The organism is Streptomyces sp. NPDC028289 (assembly GCF_055565975.1).
Genome location: NZ_JBVHTI010000011.1, coordinates 317,963 through 339,874, shown reverse-complemented (window position 1 = coordinate 339,874; position 21,912 = coordinate 317,963). Strand labels below are relative to the sequence as shown.

At 69.9% G+C, this 21,912-nt stretch carries 12 protein-coding genes; 4 read left to right on the top strand and 8 right to left on the bottom strand.

The annotated features are described in order from the left end of the window. Positions 1-32: 32 nt before the first annotated feature. The 6 genes from ACZ4UV_RS46400 to ACZ4UV_RS46375 form a co-directional block, all read right to left on the bottom strand. Positions 33-2,006, bottom strand: a complete 1,974-nt coding sequence (locus tag ACZ4UV_RS46400) for a hypothetical protein (RefSeq protein WP_467847424.1) — start codon at positions 2,004-2,006, stop codon at positions 33-35. 32 nt (positions 2,007-2,038) lie between these two features. After that, on the bottom strand, positions 2,039-2,926 hold the full coding sequence (locus ACZ4UV_RS46395) for a carbohydrate ABC transporter permease (RefSeq protein ID WP_351712137.1): 888 nt from the start codon (positions 2,924-2,926) through the stop codon (positions 2,039-2,041). Then, positions 2,923-3,909, bottom strand: a complete 987-nt coding sequence (locus tag ACZ4UV_RS46390; RefSeq protein WP_467847418.1) for a carbohydrate ABC transporter permease — start codon at positions 3,907-3,909, stop codon at positions 2,923-2,925. The genes ACZ4UV_RS46395 and ACZ4UV_RS46390 overlap by 4 nt, the downstream gene beginning before the upstream one ends. Further along, positions 3,909-5,309, bottom strand: coding sequence for an ABC transporter substrate-binding protein (locus ACZ4UV_RS46385; RefSeq protein WP_351712141.1), 1,401 nt, complete (start codon positions 5,307-5,309; stop codon positions 3,909-3,911). Before ACZ4UV_RS46385 ends, ACZ4UV_RS46390 begins: the two co-directional genes overlap by 1 nt. Before the next feature lie 276 nt (positions 5,310-5,585). Beyond that, complete coding sequence (locus ACZ4UV_RS46380) at positions 5,586-6,749, bottom strand: LacI family DNA-binding transcriptional regulator (protein ID WP_351712143.1); 1,164 nt, start codon at positions 6,747-6,749, stop codon at positions 5,586-5,588. Positions 6,750-7,188: 439 nt separating this feature from the next. Next, entirely contained in the window at positions 7,189-9,297 is a 2,109-nt protein-coding gene (locus tag ACZ4UV_RS46375; RefSeq protein WP_467847413.1) for an alpha-galactosidase, read from the bottom strand. A gap of 227 nt (positions 9,298-9,524) precedes the next feature. On the opposite strand from ACZ4UV_RS46375, the gene ACZ4UV_RS46370 reads away from it, so the two are divergent. The 4 genes from ACZ4UV_RS46370 (at position 9,525) to araD (ending at position 15,554) form a co-directional block, all read left to right on the top strand. Next, positions 9,525-10,595 (top strand): LacI family DNA-binding transcriptional regulator, encoded by a 1,071-nt coding sequence (locus tag ACZ4UV_RS46370; protein WP_351712147.1) that lies wholly within the window; start codon positions 9,525-9,527, stop codon positions 10,593-10,595. 953 nt (positions 10,596-11,548) lie between these two features. Then, positions 11,549-13,231, top strand: coding sequence for a ribulokinase (gene araB / locus ACZ4UV_RS46365; RefSeq protein WP_351712149.1), 1,683 nt, complete (start codon positions 11,549-11,551; stop codon positions 13,229-13,231). Between the two features lie 50 nt (positions 13,232-13,281). Then, entirely contained in the window at positions 13,282-14,799 is a 1,518-nt protein-coding gene (gene araA / locus ACZ4UV_RS46360) for an L-arabinose isomerase (RefSeq protein ID WP_467847404.1), read from the top strand. Positions 14,800-14,828: 29 nt separating this feature from the next. Beyond that, positions 14,829-15,554, top strand: a complete 726-nt coding sequence (gene araD / locus ACZ4UV_RS46355) for an L-ribulose-5-phosphate 4-epimerase AraD (protein WP_467847398.1) — start codon at positions 14,829-14,831, stop codon at positions 15,552-15,554. Between the two features lie 552 nt (positions 15,555-16,106). On the opposite strand, the gene ACZ4UV_RS46350 is transcribed toward araD, so the two are convergent. After that, complete coding sequence (locus ACZ4UV_RS46350; RefSeq protein ID WP_467847393.1) at positions 16,107-19,850, bottom strand: nSTAND1 domain-containing NTPase; 3,744 nt, start codon at positions 19,848-19,850, stop codon at positions 16,107-16,109. Between the two features lie 146 nt (positions 19,851-19,996). Then, the gene (locus ACZ4UV_RS46345) at positions 19,997-21,379 is read right to left on the bottom strand and encodes a hypothetical protein (RefSeq protein ID WP_467847390.1); all 1,383 of its coding nucleotides are present in this window, start codon (positions 21,377-21,379) and stop codon (positions 19,997-19,999) included. Between the last annotated feature and the right edge of the window lie 533 nt (positions 21,380-21,912).

Below are 21,912 nucleotides of genomic sequence, written 5' to 3'. Positions count from 1 at the left end.
CCTTCGGATGGGTGAGGGGGGACGGCGCAGCGTCAGCGGTCGGCGCTGGAGCGCAGCAGCAGGGCGAGGGCCCAGTCCTGGTCGTTCATCAAGGGGTCCGCGCGGTGCGCGGGACGGCCGTCCACGCAGCTGGGCATCACGAACGCGCAGGTGGCCAGGCCGTCGGGGGTGAAATCGACGAGGTTGGCGCCGAAAATCGCGTCGGCGACCCGCTCGCTGTCCGCGTCCCGCAACGGCTCAGGCAGCTGCCGGAGCGCGATCGCCGTGAGCACGCTCCAGTAGTGCGGGAACGTGTCGCCCCACAGCCGCTCGATGCCGAACCAGTACCCGTCCCAGTGCCGGATGCCGATGTCGCGCAGCCGGACGTGCGGCTGGGGGCCGCCGAACGCGCGCAGCCAGGGCAGCGCCGTCCGCATCGCCGTCAGCAGCCGTTCGTCCGGGGCCAGTTCGTAGGCGGTGGCGAGCAGGCTCACCAGCGGTCCGACCATGGACTGCTCGTAGCTGACCTCGTGCCGGGGCAGTACTGTGCCCCGGCCCGCGAACGCGAGCGCGTGCTCGGCCAGCAGCTCCCGCAGCCGCTTCGCCCGCTCCTCGTGGCCCTGCTCGTCGAGCGCGGCGGTCACCGCAGCCAGCGCCTCGGGGTGGCCGATGAGCAGGTGGTCGCAGGCCCCGAGGTCGTACGTCGCCTCAAGGAGCCGGGCCGCCAGGTCCAGGTCGGCCGGATCGCCGTACAGGGCGAACTGGTCGTGGAAGAAGTGCACCAGCCACGGGGAGTTGTACAGCCGCAAGGGCTCGGAGGTCGGGTGGCCGGCACGGCGGACCGAGCCGTCGGGCTCCACCAGGCACTCACGGGCGAACCGGGCGAAGCCGTGCAGCGCCTCGTCGAGCACCTCCGTTTCGCCCCAGCCCCGCCATCGGGCCTGCTGCAGCAGCACTGCCATGCCGACCCGTTCCCCGGCGTCGGTCCAGTCCTGCCAGCCGTTCTCGGTCTGCGTCAGGCCGGTGCGTACGTCCACCGGCAGGAACGCGTACCGCTCCGGTTCCGGCCGCTCGTGCGGGCGGTGCTGGGCGAGGATCCGGGTGAGGCGGGCCTCGACCAGCTCCCGAACCGGGGCGAGGAAGGCGACGGCGGTTCTGCCGCGGCGGCCGTCACGCTCGACCTCGATGTGCCGGACGCCGTGCGCGGACGACGGCACCGGGGAGGTGAGCACGGCGCCCTCGGCGAGGCGCACGTCCAGGTCGGCGCCCACCGGCGCGGTCAGCGACGGCAGTTCGGCCGGGGCGTCGGTGGCGGCAAGGAACGCCGCCCGGTCCTCGTACCAGCCCAACTCCCAAGTGAGGACGTGCTCCTCCCCCGGCGCGAGGTCCAGCACAGGCTGGCCGCCGAACGCCTCGGGGTTGCGGGCGTGGTCGGTGGGATGGACGACGAGGTGGCCACGGATGTCCGACCAGGTGACGGAGTTGCGGGACTCGATCGAGTACGCCCACAGGGCGCCCGTCCGGACGATCGCGCCGAGCAGCGGCGGGGTGCCGGACATCGGCTCGGCCAGGACCCACGACCACGCCCCGCCGGTGAAGACATGGGCGTGGCAGCTGCGCGCGAGCGCCCCCACCGCACTGTCGTACACGTCCCTGACCGGGACGTTCACGCCGAGCCCTGTGATCCGCAAGGGCTCGTCGCCGGTGTTCGTCCAGGTGTACGTCTCGGTGTAGCGCTCCTCCGTGACCTGACGCCGGACCGCCAGTTCCAGCCCGGGTACCGGCCGGTGCCTGGCGGTCACGCCGTCGGCATACCACTCGGTCTCCCGCGGTGTCTGCCAGCGGCCGGAGCCGCGCGAGGTGATCGCGAAGCCGGCGCCCCAGCCGTGGTCCGGGCCGTGCCAGGTGTCGACGGTCTCGTCGAGCAGGTAGAGCCGGTCCGGATCCGACGCGTGCGCGAACGCCACGGGTGCGGCGTCGGCGCCGAGTACCACCTGGCCGGCGCCGAAGCCGAACCGATGCCTCAACCGCGTTCCTCCGCCCGCGGAGTTCGGCCCGGTCATCCGTTGAATCCCGATCCGACGAACGTGGGGCGCCAGTGCTTCTGCAAAGCGAAGAAGCTCACCGCGAGCGGCACGATGGAGACCAGCGAACCCATCATGACGATGCTGATCAGCTCCGGGGAAGCACCCACGGTACGGGTCTGGCCGTTGAGCATGTCCAGCCCCAGGGTGACGGGGTACAGCGAGGAGTTCTTCAGCATGACCAGGGCCAGGAAGAAGTTGTTCCAGATGGCGACGACCTGGAAGAAGAAGATCGTCACCAGTCCCGGCGTGAGGGTGGGAAGCACCATGGACCGGAAGATCCTGAACTCGCTGGCGCCGTCGATCCTGGCCGCGTTGAGCAGGTCGTCCGGGACCATCGACTGCACGTAGATGCGGGCCAGGTACACCCCGAACGGGTCCACGATCGCGGGCAGCAGGACGGACCAGTACGTGTCGGTCAGATTGGCCGCGCTCATCATCAGGAACAGCGGCAGCACCAGGGCCGCCTGCGGGACCAGGACACCGCCCAGGACCAGGGTGAAGAGGAAGGAGCGGCCGCGGAACTGGAACTTGGCGAACGCGTATCCGGCCGCGGCGGCGAGCAGGGTGGCGACGACTCCGCCGATCACCGCGTAGCCGATGCTGTTGAGGAGCCAGCGCAGATAGATGCCGTGCTCGTAGGAGAACGTCAGCCGCAGGTTGGCCAGGATCCGGTCGGGCCCGGCGAACCACAGGCTGAAGCTGGAGTACAGCGTGCCGGAGTCCTTGGTGGCCGCCACGATCAGCCACCAGACCGGGATGATGAAGTACAGGGCGAACAGTCCCATCGCCAGCCCCACCGGGACGCGCCCGATCATCCCCTTCGAGCGGCCGGGAGGTGCCGGCCGGTCGAGAACGCTCATGATCCCTCCTTGGAGGCGGACAGGCCGGCCGCGCGCGAGGTCAGGCGCAGGAACCCGAAGGACAGCACGAAGGCGATCAGCGCCAGGGAGACCGAGATGGCGGCTGCCAGCGGCTCGTCGTTGTTCCCGTAGGCGGCGTTGTAGGCCATCATGTTCGGCGTGTAGTCGGTGCCGATGGCGTTGGAGATGTCGGCCAGCACGATCGGTTCGTTGAAGAGCTGGAGCGTGCCGATGATGGTGAACAGGCAGGTCATCACGACGGCCGGGAGGACGTTCGGCAGCTTGATCCGCAGCGCGATCGTGATCTCGCCGGCGCCGTCCATCCGGGCCGCCTCGATGACGCTGGCGGGGATCGACTGCAGGGCCGCGTAGATGATCAGCATGTTGAAACCGGCTCCGGCCCAGATCATGATGTTGCCGATCGAGGGCAGGACCAGGTGGGCGCCGACGAGGTTCACCTCGCCGAGTCCCATGGCCCGGGTGGCCGAGTCGATCGGGCTCAGTCCGGGCTGGTAGAGGAAGCCCCACAGCAGGGCGGCGATGACGCCCGGCACGGTGTAGGGGAGCACGTAGACAGCTCTGAAGAACCGCTTCATGGATGCCAGCCGGGAGTCGAGCAGGAGCGCCAGCACGATCGCCAGGCCGAGCATCAGGGGGACTTCCACGACGCCGAACGTGAGCAGCCGCAGCACGCCGTTGTAGAAGTCCGGGGTGGTGAAGACGGTGACGTAGCTGCTCAGTCCGACGAACTTCAGCGTGGAGCCGCCGTAGCCGAGGCCGCTGAAGGTCTGGCGGAACAGGCTCGTGTAGACGGCGTAGCCGATCGGGAAGAAGAACAGGCCGGCGAAGACCAGCGCGAACGGTGCCAGGAACCCGTAGGCCGTCCGGCTCTGCCCGCTGTTGCGGCGCCGTCGTGGCAGCCGGGCTTTCATCGGCTCCTCGCGCCGGTGGGCGCGAGGAGCACTGTCGATGGTGGTCGTCATCAGGGAGCCTCGACGCTCAGTCCCTGCTTGCGCATGTAGGCCACGACCGAGTTCTGCGTCTGCTGGAGCGCTTCGGCCACGGTGATCTTCCCGTTCACCGCCTGGCTCAGGTAGTTCTGCTCGGTCGTGAACCATTCGTTGGCCACCGGCCCGTAGTTGAAGTTGTGCGCGACGGCGTGGTTCGAGGCGGAGATCGTGTCGTAGATCTTCTGGCCCCCGAAGAAGCTGTCCGCCTTGCTGAGCGCCGCGGACTTCTGGGCAGCGACGTTCGTCGGGTAGAGGGTGATCTTGGGGATCCAGTACTGCTGCCACACCTGCTGGTTCGTGGTGAGGAACTTGGCGAACTCCAGCGCCTGCTGGGGGTACTTGGTCGACTTGAAGACGGCCACCGAGGACCCGCCCCAGTTGCCGCTGGAGGTCACGCCCGGTGTCGACTGGGGCATGGCGGCGACGGCCCACTTGCCGGCGGTCTTCGGCGCGAACGACTTCAGCGGGCCGGGCGCCCAGGCCGCGCTCATCCAGGAGGCGAGCTTGCCGGTGTTGTAGGCCTGCGACCACTCGCTGGAGAACTGGGGCAGCGTCATGACGGACTTGTCATCGATGAGCTTCTGCCAGGTGGCCGCGGCCTTCAGCGACTCGGCGCCGGCGATGTCAACCACCCAGCTGTTGCCCTTGACCTTGAACGGGGTCGCTCCGGCCGCCCACGCCATCGCCGTGAAGACGGACGCGTCGTTGGTGGGCAGGTCCGCCAGGTACACGCTGGGGTCCTTCTTGTGCAGGGTGGCGGCCGCCTGCACGTACTCGGCCATGGTCGTCGGCACCTTGATGTGGTACTTGGCGAACAGGTCCTTGCGGTAGTACAGGTTGAGCGGGCCGGCGTCGATCGGCAGTCCGTACAGGCCGTCACCGACGTGGACCGTGCTCCAGGCCCACGACTCGAAGTCGGAACTGAGCGAGGAGGCGTTGCCGCCCTTCACGGTGTTGAGGTCGAGCACGGAGCCGGTGGTGACGAACTGCGGCAGGTACTCGGTGTCGAAGGTCGCGACGTCGGGTTCGCGGTGCGCCTTGACGTCAAGCAGCAGCTTGGCCTGCGGGATGGTGTTGCCGCTGGCGGAGACGACCTCCAGCTTGATCTTGATGTCCGGGTGCTGCTTCTTCCACAGGTCGAGCAGGACCTTGCTGTCGGGGAACGGCGACTTCACCCAGTACGTCAGGGTGACCGGTCCCTTGGCGGCGTCGCTCGACCCGCCCGAGCCACAGGCGGCGCTCGTCAGCGCTATGGCCGAGGTGAGGGCGATCGCGGCGAGGCGGCGGCGCTTCGGCGCGGACCGCCGCCCGAGGCTCGCAGACGTGGCCTGTCTGGCGGGCTTGGGCGAAGTCTCGCGCTCAGGGTTCGACACTGGTGGCTCCTTCATATTCAGTACAGCGAGGGTTCGTTGGTGGTTGTCTGTTCTGATCTGATTCAGGGCGTGGTGTACAGGCTGTATCGCCGCACTCGGGGTGCGCCGGGCTGCGGTGCCTCGCAGGTGGCCCTTCGCGGTGCGGCAGGCACAAGCCACTTGCGGATGCGTGTCGATACGCATCGACGGGTGAACGGTCGTCGATACGCATCGACAGCCGGATTGTCGTCGGGTGGTCGTTCTGGGCCCTTTCCGCCGGGGCGGTCGCCTCGCGGTTCAGGGGTGGATGGCGGTGACGGTCGTCTGGCGGCGGGTCAGCCGCGACGGGACCCTCTCGACGCTGTGCGGCGGCGGGTTCCCGCCCTCGTCGTCCAGTAAGGCGAACAGGGTGCGCATCGCACGCCGGGAGATCTCCCGCGGCGCGTGGGAGACGTTGGTGACCGGCGGTTCCATCTCCTCTGCCGCCGCGTCGGTGCAGTGTCCGACGACCGAGATGTCACGGCCGGGCACGATCCCGCGCTGGTGCAGGGCGGCCAGCACATGCGGGATGGCCGAGGTGTGCGGCACGATCAGCCCGTCGGGTCGCTCGGCTCTGCTCACCACCCAGTCCACCACCGCGCGGGCGCCGGACGGCGTGGACTCCGGCAGCTGGACGAGTCCAGTACGAATGCCGGCGGCTGCTGCCGCCTCATTGACGCCGCGCTGGAACTGGCCCACGAAGCTGTTGCCGCGGGCCACCGTGTGCGGCGGGTGCCCGACCACCACGATGCGTTGGTGCCCCGTGCCGACCAGCTCCTGGACCGCGAGCCGCCCCGCCTGCTCGAAGTCGATGTCCACGCAGTGCAGTCCGGCGGGATCGTCGGGGACACCGATCAGCACCACCGGCACCCGCAGCGAGGGGATCACCTGGATCCGCTCGTCGTGGGCCGTGATGACCATGAGCACGATCGCGTCGCACAGCGATCTGCCGTCGAGCCGGGTCAGTCCCGCGGCCCCCTCGTCGGCAGTGACCAGCAGTACGTCGTAGTCGGCCTCCCGGGCGCACTGGGTGATCGTCTCCAGGAACGGCACGACACCGGTATTGCCCAGGTCCCCGCCGACCGGGACGACCAGGCCGATGACCTTGGTGCGACGGCTGGCCAACGCCTGTGCCCCCGCGTTCGGTTGGTAGGAGAGCAGGTCCATCGCGGCCTGGACCCGCTTGCGGGTGTCCTCCGAGATCGGGCGCTTCCCGGTCATCACGTAGGAGACGGTGCTCTGCGAGACGCCGGCCAGGCGGGCCACATCCTTGCTGGTGAACATGAGTTGGCACCTCCTGACGTCGTCGATACGGATCGATTGAGTTTCGCGAGAGTAAACACAGGCCGCCAGCGGAGCAAGACCTCGTGTGCCACGTTCCGGGAACCCCGTCCAGGTCCGCCGATGGCCGCCCGTCGTCATGTGTGACCGGTCACAGCCATGCGAGAAATTGTGAGCGGTCACAACGGTGGCGTCAAGAGATGGAAACCAGCGATTTACGCAACGATCACACCTCCGGCATCACGCGGGCCGTCCGATGCCACGGACGTGGCCGACGCCGCACCGCGAAAGCTCGTACGCCGCGGAACGGGAACCGACCGCGGTCCGCGGGCAGCCGTCACCGACGGACGGTCCACGCCTGGTACCCCGTCGGGCACGACGGCGCCGGCCGCCGGGCCCTCGGGCAACCCGGCGTCGCGCGGAACGAGTCCGGCGTAAGGCGGATGCGCTCGCCCCGGACATCCCCCACGCGGCGGCCATGCCCGCGCGGGCGCACGGGACGCGCGTGCTCAGGACGCCGGTCCGCCGGCTACTCCGCGCCGTCGCCAGGCCCGCTCGTTCACCGCCGGCCCCACCGGGCTCACGCGCCCAGGCGGATGAGCACGGCCGTGTCAGGCCGGGGAAGGCAGACGGTGAGGTGTCCCTCGTCCGGGTCCCAGGTCGCCGTGGCACCGGCCTCGGCCGGGAAGAGCACTTCGGGACGCGGCCGTCCGCCAAGGAGGTGAGGGATCCGGAGCGTACGGCTGTGGTCACCGGCGCCGTCGGCTGCAGCCCGCTGCAGGCCTCCGTCGGCTCGCCGCGGGGACGGCTGCCGCCGCCACACCGCCACGTACGTCGCGGAGTCGGCACGCAGTCCGTGGGCCAGCCATTCGTCCTCCCAGGACGGCAGGCCGATCGGCCAGAAGGGCAGAGCGCCCGCGATGTCCGGCCGGATGCGCTTGTAGACGTCGACACCCGAGCGGACGAGCGCGGACCGGGCGGCGTCCATGCGGTTCAGGAAGCCGGACAGGTGCACGCGGCCCAGCAGTGCCGTGGTCATCGTGAAGGCGATCTCGTCCGCGTCGAAGTGCGGTTGGGGATAGGCCCAGACGGCCGCCTGCTCGGGCGTCACGGCGGTGGCCGCCGCTGCCGCGATGGGCGGATAGCGCAGGGGGTCCTGCTGGTCACTGGTGGACTGCAGCTGGGCGACGGCCAGTTGTGCGTAGTCCATACGTAGGCCTCCCGATCCGCAGTTCTCCAGGATCAGGCCGGGGTGCCGGTCCAGGAGGGAGCCAAGCCAGTCGAGGTGGGCGCGGTGGTGGCCGAGCAGCCCGGCGCCGGCGCTCTCGGCGTCGGTCTCGGTGCCGGATCCGGCGTTGACGTTGTAGTCGAGTTTGAGATAGCCCACGCCCCACTCCCCCACGATGCGGTCCACGACCCGGTCGAGGTGCGCGCGGGACGCGGGGTGGCGCAGGTCGAGGTGGTGCCGGCCGTGCTCGGTCACTCGGACCCCGTTCCTGTGGAAGAACGCCTCGGCTGGCAGCGTCCGGGCTAGTGGGCTGCGGACGCCGACGACCTCCGGCTCCAGCCACAGCCCGGGGGTCATGCCGTGCTGTCTGATGGCGTCCAGTACCTCCTGTATGCCGCCTGGGAAGCGGCGCCCGGCCGGTTCCCAGGCGCCCACGGCGTCCCACCAGCCCTGGGCGTCGTCGTCGTACCAGCCGGCGTCGATGACGAAGACCTCCGCGCCCGCGTCACCGGCCGCCTCGATGAGCGGCAGGAGCTTGTCCGTGGTGGGGTCACCCATCAGGGTGTTCATGTAGTCGTTGTAGATCACCGGGAGCACCCGATGGTCGGTGTGGGCGCGGCGGATGCGGCGGCGGTAGGAGGTGAGCTCACCGAAGGCCGCGTCCAGGCCGCCGGCTGACGCGCGTACCAGGACGGCGGGCACGGTGGTGAACTCCTCGCCGGGCCCGAGCGTGCGCCGCCACTGGTGGTGCGCGTCGTCGGGCCCGAACAAGGCGAGGTAGGCGGCGCCCTCGCGCTCCCCCGTCTCGTAGCGCCAGCCCGCGCTGGATTCGATCTGCCACAACCAGGCGCCCTCAGCGCCGTCGGTGAGCGCGGCGACGGGCAGGTGCCGGCCGGTCGACCAGGTGCCCTGTGAGTACCGCTCGAAGCAACCGCGGCCCTCGTGGCCGTGCGCGGCCCGGTTCAGCGGGACGACCTGGTCCCGGAACGGCGCGTGGCGCCAGCGGCACTCGGCGAGCCAGTCGTTGTCCGCCCAGTGCAGGGTCAGGGCGTCCAGGCCGCCCGCCCGGTCGACGATGCCGCCGAGGGCGAGAGTGGACACGCTCTCCACGTGCACGGGCGCGTCGCCCTCGTTGACCAGACGTACCTGCGAGCGAAGGAACCCCGCGCCGGGTACGGAGCTCAGGACGACGTCGGCGGCGAGACCGGTGTCGGGGTCGACCAGCCGGATCGTGGTGCGCCGCCACTCGCCGTCCTCGGCCGTCTGGTGGCCGCGCAGCACCAGGCGACCGCCGACGGCCGTGTCGATGAAACGCTCCCCCGACCAGGTACGTCCGTGCCCGGTGAGGACGATCTCGACGACGGGGACGAGGCAGTCCGCAGGTAGGTCGGAGGTCGCGAGTCTTACCGAACCCGTGCCGTCCACGACGGCGCGCAGGCCGAGGACTTCATGAGTCCACAACGGAGACCCCTGGGCGGTTTCGACAGCAGCAGTCAACGCGTTCCCCTTCTGGGACAGATGATCGGCTCCGGTGGTGTCGCACAGGTCGTTTCCGGGAGGGCGGGCGCAGATGGCGCGGCGCTCTGGGGCCGGCGGACCGCCGGGGAAGGCGCCGCGTTCGCCCCGAGGAAGTAACGCCGTGGTTGCACCCACTTGACGCCTGTGTTGTGACCGCTCACAATCCTGACATGTCTGTGACCGGTCACACAAGCTTCGGAGCCCACGCCGACCCCCCGGGGAGCCAGCAGAAGCCCGCCAGCATCCGCGACGTCGCCCAGGAGGCCGGCGTCTCCTACCAGACCGTTTCGAGGGTCATCAACGGCCATCCGAACGTCAAGGAGGAGACCCGCCACCGGGTCGAGGAAGCCATCGACCGGCTCGGCTTCCGGCGCAACGCCACCGCGTTCGCCCTGGCCAGCGGTGTCACCAAGTCGGTCACGGTACTGACCTCCAACACCGTCCTCCACGGCTACGCAGCAACCCTGCAGGGGCTGGAGGAGGCCGCCCGCGCCGCGGGGTACTCGGTCGGCGTCCGGGTGCTCACACCCGAGGACGACCTGGACCGCACGGTCGCCGAGGCCACTGCGGCCGGCGGTGGGATCATGGTCATCGGCTTCGACCGGCTCGGAGCGGCGGCCCTGGACAGCATTCCACCCAACGTGCCCTGCGCCGCGGCGGTCGAGGCACCGCCGCCGGGCCGGACACCCTCCCGTCCGGCGGTGTGGGTCGACGACCGTACGGCGGCCCGCACGACGACCGAGTACCTGCTGGGACTCGGGCATGCCACGGTGCACTATGTGGCGATCCCGGCGTCCACGGGCTCCGGGCGCTCGCCGTCACCGCGTGCCGAGGGCTGGCGCCAGGCCCTGAGGGCAGCGGGAGTCACCCCGCCGTCGCCCACGGGCAAGGGCTGGGACTGCCAGGCCGGCTACGACGCCGGACGCAGACTCGCCCGCGATCCGGGCGTCACGGCAATCCTGTGCGGCAACGACGACCTGGCGCTGGGCGTGCTGCGTGCCCTGCACCACGCCGGGCGGGCCGTGCCGGGCGACGTAAGCGTCGTCGGCTTCGACGACGCCCCGCACTCCGGATTCGTCACCCCCTCCCTCACCACGGTCCGCATGGACTTCCAAGGGCTGGGCCGCGCCGCCTTCGAGCTCCTCCGCGGCCAACTGGAGTCCGACTACCAACCGCAGGAACCGAAGCTCGTCGGTCCCGATCTCATCCGGCGCGAGAGCTCGGGGGTCCGGGACGCATGACCCGGACTCATCCCTGCCCCCGCTTCGCCCTGGCCATCACCCGCCGCACACCACAGCGCCACCGCCTCTTGTACGCCTGAGGACAGTTCCATGCGAATACGCGCTTCCTCCACCGTCGTCATCCGTGCCCTCGCCCCGGGCGCCACGGCAGCGGTCGCACCTCCGGTCCCGGCACGCTCGCCTCCCCGAAGGAATCACTGAGCCCGACGGCGAGCCTAAGGGGGGGTCGCCCGAGGACGTGGGCGGCGGCAGCGTCCGCTGCCGCCGCCCACGAAGAGCACCGGCGTCACGTACCGCAATGGGCAGAGGGGCCAGCCACAGTCAGCCGCCGGGTCATCCCGTAGCCGTGACCGGTTGCGCCGGCGGCCACGCCCGGCGCGGTGTCGTCGCCGGCACCTGCGACAGTCCCGCGCACACGAGCCCCGGGGCGCGACTCCCCGCGCGCCCCGGTCCCCCACTTCCGGCTGCCACGCATGTTCGTCCCACAGCACGTGGGAGGCGGAGGACGCACATGCTGCGAACGGACCACGGGTCCACCCGCATACCGCGTCCCGCAGAGGCCACCGGACCACCCGTCCACGACGAGATCCAGCCGAGCATGCCAGGCGCCCGGCACGGATCCCCGACCCCGGTTCCCCGCTGAACCTGTCATGCCCGCTCCACGGTGTGCGCGTCGTGCCCTGCCACCCGACGCGTACACCGTGGCCCCAACCAAGCGCGCGAAGTCGCGCTCGGCAAGGCTGGCCGCACCTGAGGCCGCCCGCCGGCCAACTCCCCGGAGTACGTCCCCGGCACCTGCCGTCCCGCGGTGGCGCCGACCCACCGATCGTCCGGCTGCCGTCACCGAGGCCAGGCCGGCTCGGAAAGCAGACGAGGAAGCACTCTTCCCTCATTCGCGCGCCCGAACCATGAACGAAATACCGAAAGCGAACTACTGAAAGGAACGGCCTCTCGTGCCGAACGTCGAACGCAGCGCGCCCCCGCACCCAGACCTGTGCGTCGTCGGAGTCGACTACGGCACGCTCTCCGGGCGGGCCGTGGTGGTCCGGGTCCGCGACGGCGCGGAACTGGGCAGCGCCGAACACCCGTACGCCCATGCGGTCCTGGACCGTGAATTGCCCGACGGTACCGGGTTGCCCCCCGACTGGGCCCTGCAGGTACCCGACGACTACCTCGACGTGCTGCGCCGGGCGGTGCCCGAGGCTCTCGCCCGCGCCGGGGTGTCGTCGGACCGGGTGATCGGCATCGGCACGGACTTCACCGCGTGCACCGTCCTCCCGGTGCTGGCCGACGGCACCCCGCTGTGCGACCTGCCCGAGTACGCCGGCCGCCCGCACGCCTACGTCAAGCTGTGGCGCCACCACGCCGCGCAGGGCCAGGCCGACCGGATCAACGCGCTGGCCGCCGAGCGCAAGGAGCCGTGGCTGGAGCGGTACGGCGGAAAGATCTCCTCGGAGTGGGAGTTCGCGAAGGCACTGCAACTCCTGGAGGAGGACCCGGAGATCTACGCCCGCACGGAGCGGTGGGTGGAGGCGGCCGACTGGATCGTGTGGCGGCTGTGCGGCACGTACGTCCGCAACGCCTGCACCGCCGGCTACAAGGGCCAGTACCAGAACGGCGCCTACCCCAGCCGCGACTACCTGTCCGCCCTCCACTCCGGCTTCGCCGACTTCGTCACCGACAAGCTGGACCAACGGATCGCTCAGCTCGGTGCCCCTGCCGGGATCCTGACGGCGGAGGCGGCAGCCTGGACGGGCCTGCCCGAGGGCATCACGGTCTGTGTGGGCAATGTCGACGCCCACGTGACGGCGCCGGCGGCGGCAGCGGTGGAACCGGGTCAGATGGTCGCCATCATGGGCACCTCCACCTGCCACGTGATGAGCTCCGACCAGCTGGGCACGGTGCCGGGCATGTGCGGGATCGTCGACGGCGGCATCCTGCCAGGTCTGTGGGGCTACGAGGCCGGGCAGAGCGGTGTGGGCGACATCTTCGCCTGGTTCGTCCGTAACGGCTTTCCCGCGGAGTACGCCGAGAAGGCCGCGGCCCTCGGGCAGAGCCCGCACGAGTACCTGACCGACCTGGCGGCACGTCAGCAGGTCGGTGAGCACGGGCTGATCGCGCTGGACTGGCACAGTGGCAACCGCTCGGTCCTGGTCGACCACGACCTCAGCGGCGTCCTGGTCGGACAGACCCTCTCCACCCGCCCGGAGGACATCTACCGGGCCCTGCTGGAGGCCACCGCGTTCGGCACCCGCACCATCATCGATGCCTTCGAGGCGGCCTCCGTGCCCGTCGAGGAACTGATCATCGCCGGCGGTCTGACAAAGAACGCCCTGCTCATGCAGATCTACGCGGACGTCACCCGCCGTCCGCTGGGCGTCATCGGCTCCGCCCAGGGCCCGGCTCTGGGCGCCGCCATGCACGCCGCGGTCGCGGCCGGCGCGTATCCCGACATCCGGGCCGCCGCGCACGCCATGGGCCAGGTCCACCGCGGTGTCTACCAGCCCGACCCCGAGCGCGCCGAGGCCTACGAGCGGCTCTACGCCGAGTACCGGTTGCTGCACGACTACTTCGGCCGCGGCGCCAACGACGTGATGCACCGGCTGCGCCGTATCCGGGCCGAGGCGACCTCCTGACCAGCCACACCCTGCCCTTCGCTCCCCAGCCCCTGAAAGGGAACAGCTCCATGACCACGCCCACCCAGCCCGATCCGAAACGGGAGATCTGGTTCCTGACCGGCAGTCAGGGCCTCTACGGCGAAGACACCCTGCGACAGGTCGCCCATCAGTCCCAGCGGACTGCCGAACGCCTCGACGCCGCCGCCGAGATCGCCCTCCCCATTGTGTGGAAGCCGGTCCTCACCGACGCCGAGTCCATCCGCCGTGTGTGCCAGGAAGCCTCGGCCACCGACGACTGCGCCGGTGTGATCATCTGGATGCACACCTTCTCGCCGGCCAAGATGTGGATCGCCGGGCTGAGCGCCCTCGACCGGCCCGTGCTCCATCTGCACACCCAGTACAACCTGTCGCTGCCCTGGACGAGTATCGACATGGAGTTCATGAACCTCAACCAGGCCGCCCACGGCGACCGCGAGTTCGCCCACATCGAGTCACGCCTCGGCGTCGTCCGCAAGATCGTCGCAGGCCATGCCACCGAGCCCCGGGTCGTCAATCGGGTTGCATCATGGTCCCGGGCCGCCGCCGGCGCCCACGCGGCTCGCACTCTGAGGCTGGCGCGCTTCGGTGACAACATGCGGGACGTCGCGGTGACCGAGGGCGACAAGGTCGAGGCGCAGCTGCGATTCGGTTTCTCCGTGAACACCTACGGGGTCAACGACCTGGTCGCGGCTGTCGACGCGGTCGAGGACAAGGCGATCACCGAGCTCGCCGCGGTCTACGTCGACGAGTACGACATACATCCCGCCCTACGCCCGGACGGCATCCGCCACGACTCACTGCGCTACGCCGCCCGCCTGGAACTCGGACTGCGCGCCTTCCTGGGCGAGGGCGGCTTCACCGCCTTCACGACCAACTTCGAGGACCTGGGCGGGTTGCGCCAGCTGCCGGGCATCGCCGTCCAGCGTCTGATGGCCGATGGCTACGGCTTCGGGGGCGAGGGTGACTGGAAGACCTCCGCGCTGCTGCGCACGATGAAGGTCATGGGCGCAGGGCTGCCCGGCGGCACCAGTTTCATGGAGGACTACACCTACCACCTCGGCCCGGGCGAGCCGCGCATCCTCGGCGCCCACATGCTGGAGGTCTGCCCCTCCATCGCGGCCGACCGCCCCTCCTGCGAGATCCACCCCCTGTCCATCGGCGGCCGCGAGGACCCCGTCCGCCTGGTCTTCGACGCCGCCCCCGGCCCCGCCGTGGTCGTCGGCCTCTCCGACCTCGGCGACCGCTTCCGCCTCACCGCCAACACGGTGGAGGTGGTGCCTGCTCCCCAGCCACTGCGCCGGCTGCCGGTGGCCAGGGCCGTGTGGAAGCCGTACCCCTCACTCGCGGAGTCGGCCGAGAGCTGGCTGCTCGCCGGTGCCCCGCACCACACCGTGCTCAGTTCCGCCGTCGGCGTCGACACGCTCACCGACTTCGCCGCCATGACCGGCGTCGAAATGCTGACCATCGACGAGAACACCACCACCGAGCAGTTCACCAAGGAAATCCGCTGGAACGCCGCCTACCACCGGCTCTCCCAGGCCCTGTGAAGCACCACCGCTACGAAGGAGAACGAAACATGACCGCCACTGTCCGCGACGGCCTGCGGCAGGAGGTACTGGAGGCGAACCTCGCGATCCCTCAGGTCGGCCTCGCCACGTTGACCTGGGGAAACGTGAGCGGTATCGACCGGGAGGCAGGGCTCTTCGTCATCAAGCCCTCCGGTGTCCCCTACGAGGACCTCACCATCGACCACCTGGTGACGGTACGCCTGGCCGACGGCGCCGTGGTCGAGGGGGACCTGCGCCCGTCCACCGACACCGAGACCCATCGCTGCCTCTACCTGGCGTTCCCGTCCATCGGTGGCGTCACCCACACCCATTCCACCTACGCCGTGGCCTTCGCCCAGGCCCGCCGCGAGATCCCCGTCCTCGGCACCACCCACGCCGACACCTTCAACGGCCCGATCCCCTGCACCCCCGACCTCACGCCGGAGCAGTGCGCACAGGACTACGAATACAACACCGGCCGCGTCATCGTCGACATGCTCAAAGAGAACAACCAGAAGGCGCTGGAGGTCCCCGCCGCCCTGGTCGCCAACCACGGTCCCTTCACCTGGGGAGCGACCGCCCGTAAATCCCTCGAACACGCCATCATCTGCGAGGCCGTGGCCGACATCGCCATCCAGACGCTGACCCTGGTCCCGGCAGGTCCGCCGCCCCGTCATCTGCTGGACCGGCACTACACACGCAAGCACGGCCCGGGCGCCTACTACGGCAACCCGGACCCGGCGGTCTCCGGATAACTTCGGGTTGCCCATGCGGGGTTCGTCAACACCTGACGGCGGTTCGAGGGTCACGGCATGTGGCGTCCGAAGGCATCGCAGAGAGCACGTCGGCTCGTTGTCCGGCGAGGCGCAGGAAGGCCTGGGTGCGGTGCTGTCCTCGAGCGATTTTCTCGCCGTGGGACCCGCGAGTGCGGGCCGAACGGCGCCTGGGCCAAGCGGCGGCCGACTATGGCGGCGGGTGGAAGCCCATCGACGATCTGATGGTTCTCGCCTACGACCACTATGTGATGGAGCGGATGACTCTGCCGCACGCCCCCGTGCTGGTGAGTATGTTCGCCGAGCCAAGGCGCTTGACGGGCGTCGTGTCCCGGTGGCGGACTGTCGGACCCGTTCCAGGGGCAGGGTGTCATCGGTACTTCCGGGGCACCTGAGCCCGGACAACCGCACCGACGGTGAGACCTGCTGGTCAGGCAGCACTACCGGATCAGGAGGTCCGTGGGACCGGGCTCAGGTCTCGCCTGTCGGCTGTCGGTTCACAGTGCCCCGGCGTGATCGACAAAGGACAGTAGGTCATCCGCTCCGGGCGGACGGGGGGCAGAGCTTGCGGTAAGGCGCGTCAGGGATGGCGGCGTGCCACTCGGTCGGCGTGAGAGCGGACTTCGTGGCCGTGCAGATGAACTCCGCAATGGAGTCTGGAGTGATGGGATAGCGCTGGAGCGAGGCGTGGGGGCTACTGGCGTACAGGGCCTCGCTGTCAGGGGCGAAGGAGAGGGAGATGATGCTCTCGCCGAGGCTGACCAGGTTGGTCCCCAGCGGCTCGTCGCCGGTGGTGTCCCAGAGTTGGATGCTGCCGAAGCGGCCTCCGACCGCGAGGGTGGTGCCGTCGGGGCTGAAGCTGAGAGCGCTGACCGCCTCTGCCGGCTCGCCCACGGGGGCGGGGAAGGTGCTCGGCAGGGTGCCGATGCTGTGGCGAGCGTCGCCGTCCCAGAGGGTGACGCGCCCGGACGCGTCGCCCACTGCCAGCTTGCTGCCGTCCGCGTCGAAGGCGAGGGCCGTCACCTCTTCACCCCGACCTAGGGCGCGAAAGGCTGTTCGCCCGACCGGGAGTTCGGCAGTCCCGTCGGCGCCGACGAGCAGCCGCCCGTCGGGTCTGATCGTCGGGGAGGCGGTGTCCAGGCCCGGTAGGACGGCAGTTCTACGGCCACGCTCGGTTTCCCAGACCTCACCGTAGCGGCCGCTATCGTCCATGCGTGTGGTCAGCAACATCGTGCCCCCGGGGCTGAGCGCGACTCCCGTGACCGCGGGGGCCGGCCGCGGTGCGACGTCAACGACAGCCTGTTGGCGTGCCTGTGGGACGTCCCAGAGGGTGAACGTTTGCCGCGCCGCCGTACGACCGGGGGCAGTGATGCCGTATGTGAAGGTCTTGCCATCCGGACTGAAGCCCATGACGGCGGTCATGGCCCCGGGGGCGACCGGCCCGGAGCCGACGGCGGGCGGGGACGGGGCGGGGAGCGTGTGCGCCGGCTGCCCGCCGCCAATGTCTCGCAGTTGGACGACATAGTGGTCACCGGTGCCCACGGCGGTGGCAACCGTGCGGCCGTCCGGGCTGAGCAGGGTGCTGTCCGAAGCCTTGGCATTGCCTGCCGGGGTCAGGCTCGCTGCCAGGTCGAAGGTGTGGACGGTCCCATCCGCGAGGTAGCGGAGCAGGGGGTGGCGGGCGTCCCAGGCGAGGCCGGCCACCTGGTGGCCGGGCACGGAGTGCCGGAAGACGGGCCTGACTGTCGGCAGGTTCCACACGGTGATCTCGTCTGGCCCCGCGGCAGCGAGGAACTCGCCGCCGCCGCCGAACACTATGCGCTCGATGCCGGGAGAGGAGAGGTCGGCGAGCAGTCGGCCCGAGGTCAGGTCCCACACCCGCACGCCGTTGTCGGACACGGCGGCGAGCCGCTTGCCGGCGGGGTCGAACGCAAGTTGTGAGCCGGCGTCGCCGCAGGTGTTCCCACCCGTGCTCGTCCAAGCACCCGGGACTGGGTGGTTGCCGCCGAGGTCCTGGACGACGAGTGAGCCACCGGCGAGGCATGCGGCCACCAGCCGATTCCCGGGACCGACGGTCACGTTCGCCGGGCTGTCCGCCGCCGCCTGGTACAGCAATCGGCCATCCGACACGGCGCGTACCTGGACCTGGGACCGGCCGACGGCGCTTACCAGGTAGCTCGCTCCGGAGGCGGGAAAGCCAGGCAGGTAGGAGTCCTTGGACAGCTCGTTCACGGATCCCGTCCAGACATGGGTACGTGTGTCCCACAGCCGCCAGCCGGTGCCGCTGTCGAGGGCGACCACACGGCCGTCGGGGTCAGCGGCCAACACGGTGCCGGGCAATCGCCCCGAGGCACGCTCGGCGTGTGTGGCCACGTCCCAGGTATGCCACGACCTGTCGCGCACACTGAGCAGCGTCCCGCCGGACTCGACGAGGAACCGCCGGCTCCCGACGCCTGCCCCGGGGTCACTGAAGGCGTCCGACTCGCGCTGCGTGAGGGCACCGAACAGAGCGGCTCGTGCTTCGGGTATCGGCGCGATCCGCCAGGCGGCAAGGCTGAGGAGCAGGGCGGTTCGGGGGTCGGTGGTCCGGGCTGCGGCGGCCAGTTCGGCGACCCGGACGGCGGTGGCCGCGCTCTTATCCCGTTCAGTGGTGAGGTGCTGTTGCCAGGCGACCATGCTGACGATCAGGGCGATCGCCAGCATGGCTGAGAATGCGGCGACCAGGCGCCGTGTCCGCGTCCTGGCACGGGCGGTGGTGCGTTGCTCAGCCGCGCGGGCATCGAGGGCTGCGGTGAGATAGGCCTTCTCGACCGGACAGAGGTCGTGGTCCCGGTCAGACGGCAGAAGGATCTTCGCGACCGGCTCCAGCTGGTCCCCCGTGTACAGGGCGCCTGGGTCGCGTCCCATGTCGTGCCACGTCCGTGCGGCATCGGTGAGCCGCCGGCGCAGGCTGAGCCGCTCACGGTCCTCGTCGATCCAGCGTTGCAGTCGGGGCCAGCCGGTGATCAGGGCCTCGTGCGCCAGTTGCACCGTGTCGCCGTCGATGGTGAGCAAACGGGCGGCGGCCAGCCGCTCGACCGCCGTGTCCAGCTCGGGGCAGTGCCATGCGTCCAGTTCGGTCCGGCGGGCGGGACGGCTGGTGTCGGGAGTGCCGTCACCCGGGACGATCAGCCGCAGCATCAGGCGGCGGGCGGCGCCCGCCTGGCCGGTGGAAAGCTGCCCGTACACACTCTCGGCTGTGGCGGCGATGGCCCCGGTGATGCCTCCGGCCGCCTCGTACGCCTCCAGAGTGAGCACGCACCCGCGCCGCCGCCTCCAGGTCTCCAGAAGTGCGTGCGAGAACATCGGCAGGGCGCCGGGACGGTCGACGACCTCCTCGACGATGCGGGCGGTCAGCTCCCGTTCGACGCGCAGCCCCGCGGCGGCGGCCGGTCGGGTGACCGCTTCCTGCAGTTCCAGGGTGCTCATCGGTCCCATGAGCAGGCCGGAGCGACTCAGTGCGTCGGCGAGCCCGGGGTGCTCGGCACACCGCGCATAGAAGTCGGCGCGCATGGCGATCACCGCGTGCAGTCGGGATTCCGGCTCCCGCGCGGTGAGCAGCAGGTCGATGAAGCGTGTTCGTTCCTGTTGGTCCGGGCACAGGGTGAACAGTTCCTCGAACTGGTCCACGATCACCCAGCTATCCGGTTCATCCGCTTTGGGTGTCAAGAGGTGGCCGTAGCGGGAGACAGGACGTTCTCCCGGCGTGAGAATCCTGATCGCGGCGGGCGTGGCCGCCTCCTGCGCGAGTTCCTGGAGGCGAGGGACGAGGCCCGCGCGCAGGAGTGAGGACTTGCCGCTGCCGGAGGCGCCGAGCAGGGCAGCGAAGCGGTTCTCCCGCACGAGCACGAGGGCGTCCTTCACGAAGCGCTCCCGGCCGAAGAACCCGGCGCGGTCCTGCGGCTCGTAGCGCGCCAGGCCCCGGTAGGGCGCCTGGCTCTCCCGGTCCTGGTGTGCGGCCTCCGGCACGCCCGCGAGCGCGTCTGCCGCCGCCTTCCACCGCTGTTCCCATTCCTCGGGATCGGCGCCGCAGACCTCGGCGTACGCCAGCACCACGGCCAGTGAGGGCAGACGGGTGCCGGCCGCCGCCTGGGACAGCGTCGTCACGGAGAACTCGCCACGCTCGGCCATGGCCCGGTAGGAGGGATTTCCCGCGCGCTTGCGAAGCGCACGGAGTTCGTGAGCGAGACGTTGGACCGGCCCCGCAGCGGGATCGATCACCCGTTCGGGCCTTCCCATGACGAACCCTTCATGGCTGACGGTTTCTTCACATTCTCGGCACTATCAGCGACGGCGATGGGTGATCGCAAGAGCCGGATGGGCCGAGGGCCGGTGACATCCGTCACCGGCCCTCGGCTTCATGGGGTCAGAACGCTATGTGCCGGTCAGGCGTTCTCGTAGATGCTCAGGTCGTTCTGCCAGTTGGTGATGGTGTCGGGGTAGACGGTTCCGTCGATGGGCGGAGTGACGATGAACTGGTCGTCCTTGTCGCCTTGGGCGGCGAAGGTCTCGTAGTTCAGGCCGTCGCAGTCGGCCAGCCAGCGGTTGCCGTCGGCGCCTTCGTCCATGCACTCGCCGTTGTAGGCCATCAACTCGTCGCCGTCCATGAAGAACACCTGGTGCGAGTTGGTCGCGTAGTCGCAGGTGGCCAGTTCGACCTTGCTGTAGCTGCCCGCGGCGTTGAGGCACTGGTTGCCCTGGGAGATCGCGTAGGCGATGGCGCCGTCGCTGTTGGTGTACCCCAGCTTGGTGATGGTCCACGTGTAGTACTCGTTGCTGCCGCTGCCGGAGTGCAGATCCGTGTGGTCGTAACCGGTGTGACGGGAGTCGTCCACCGCACGGATCTCGACATTGGTGGCCGACTTCGTTGTGGCGGCAGCCTGCACGACGGAGCCGTGGCCGTCGGCGGTGGCGGGACGGACGGAGCCACCGCCGGTGTAGCCGATGCCTGCCACCGGGCTCCACCAACCGGCCGCCACGAGGACGTTGCTGTTGATCCAATCCGCCGCGTTCTGCATGTAGGTGATGAAGCCGGAGCCGAGACCGCCGATCCGGTTCCCCACGGACGTCACGGCCTTGCCAGCCTCGCCCAGCGTGGACGTCACACCCTGCTCGATGTAGTGCTCCGAAAGCGAGTCCAGCCCGGAGAATGTCAGCATCGAGACCATCGCGTCCAGCAGGGCGTAGCCGGCGGTCTTCCAGTCGACGGTTCCGTCGGTCAGGTACTGGAAGACGAAGGACCCGACGAAACCGCCGAGGAACGCGGCGACGCGGACGCCCCACTTGCAGGCGGCCGGAGCGAGGTAGCAGATGATGGTGCTGGCCAGGACGGTAATGGTCGCGTCCACCGCGATCTCGACCGCCCGAGCGCTGATGTAGGACCACACCGTCTGCTGCGCGCCAAGCTTGCCCCTGCAGTCGGCGACCGCCTTCTGCCGGACGGTGCCCAGGGCCGCGGCCTGCTGGACGGTGAGCGTGCGGGGGGCCGCGGCCTGCTGGACAGTGACAGTGGCAGGGCCTGTCTGGGCCGACGGCCCGGGCTTGCCCGGGGGCTGTACGCCGTAGGACGCCTCGATGGAGTCGGCGGACTGGTCGCAGAGCTGTGTGATCGAGACCTTGTGCAGCGTGGCCCTGTGCGTGGGCATCGTCGGGCCGAGCACGGCGGAGGTCAGGGCGAGGGCCAGGATGGCGATCAAGGCCGTCTTCCACAGGGAGATCTTGGTCGGCCCTCTGCGAAGCATCGGGCTCATGCGGATTATGGACTGCACAGCGGCAACTCCTTGTCACAGCCGGGAGGAATGGGCACTCGTGCGGGGGTGCTCCAAGGGATGAGGTCAGATCCTGTTGCGCGAGGAGTTGTTCGGCAACGCCGGACGTGGGGCAAACAATTGCCTCCGCCCAGCGGCTGACCAGGCATTCTCCGGTGGGCGAAGAACATGTGCCGCATGATCCGCCGTGGACCTCCGGCGGCAACGCTGGTGTGGAGCGTGAACCGGAGAATACGACGGCCCATCCGGGAGCGACCGTCGTAATCCGGCGTAGGAACGGACCCGGCGTCCCACAGACGCCTGCTCTCCCCCAGAGGCAGTGCTCAGCACCTCACGGCCAGAAGCACCAGATGGGTTCCCGCTACGCGCCTGGCGTAGTCGACCGCGCTGCGGGTGGCCGCGAAGTGCAGCTCCACTTTGCGGAAACGGACGACAGCGGAGCGCACATCGGGCCCCTGATGCGGCGTTCAGCGCGAGGCATCCCGCGTGCGGCAGCAGGCCTTGGGCCGCACGGTAGGTAGGCAGGGTGGCGA

Excerpts from the sequence above, each read along its gene's own strand:
- ACZ4UV_RS46370 (WP_351712147.1), top strand. The coding sequence starts at position 9,525 with ATGTCTGTGACCGGTCACACAAGCTTCGGAGCCCACGCCGACCCCCCG.
- ACZ4UV_RS46395 (WP_351712137.1), bottom strand. The coding sequence starts at position 2,926 with ATGAGCGTTCTCGACCGGCCGGCACCTCCCGGCCGCTCGAAGGGGATG.
- ACZ4UV_RS46380 (WP_351712143.1), bottom strand. The coding sequence starts at position 6,749 with ATGACGACGGGCGGCCATCGGCGGACCTGGACGGGGTTCCCGGAACGT.
- araD (WP_467847398.1), top strand. The coding sequence starts at position 14,829 with ATGACCGCCACTGTCCGCGACGGCCTGCGGCAGGAGGTACTGGAGGCG.
- ACZ4UV_RS46350 (WP_467847393.1), bottom strand. The coding sequence starts at position 19,850 with ATGGGAAGGCCCGAACGGGTGATCGATCCCGCTGCGGGGCCGGTCCAA.
- araA (WP_467847404.1), top strand. The coding sequence starts at position 13,282 with ATGACCACGCCCACCCAGCCCGATCCGAAACGGGAGATCTGGTTCCTG.
- ACZ4UV_RS46390 (WP_467847418.1), bottom strand. The coding sequence starts at position 3,909 with ATGACGACCACCATCGACAGTGCTCCTCGCGCCCACCGGCGCGAGGAG.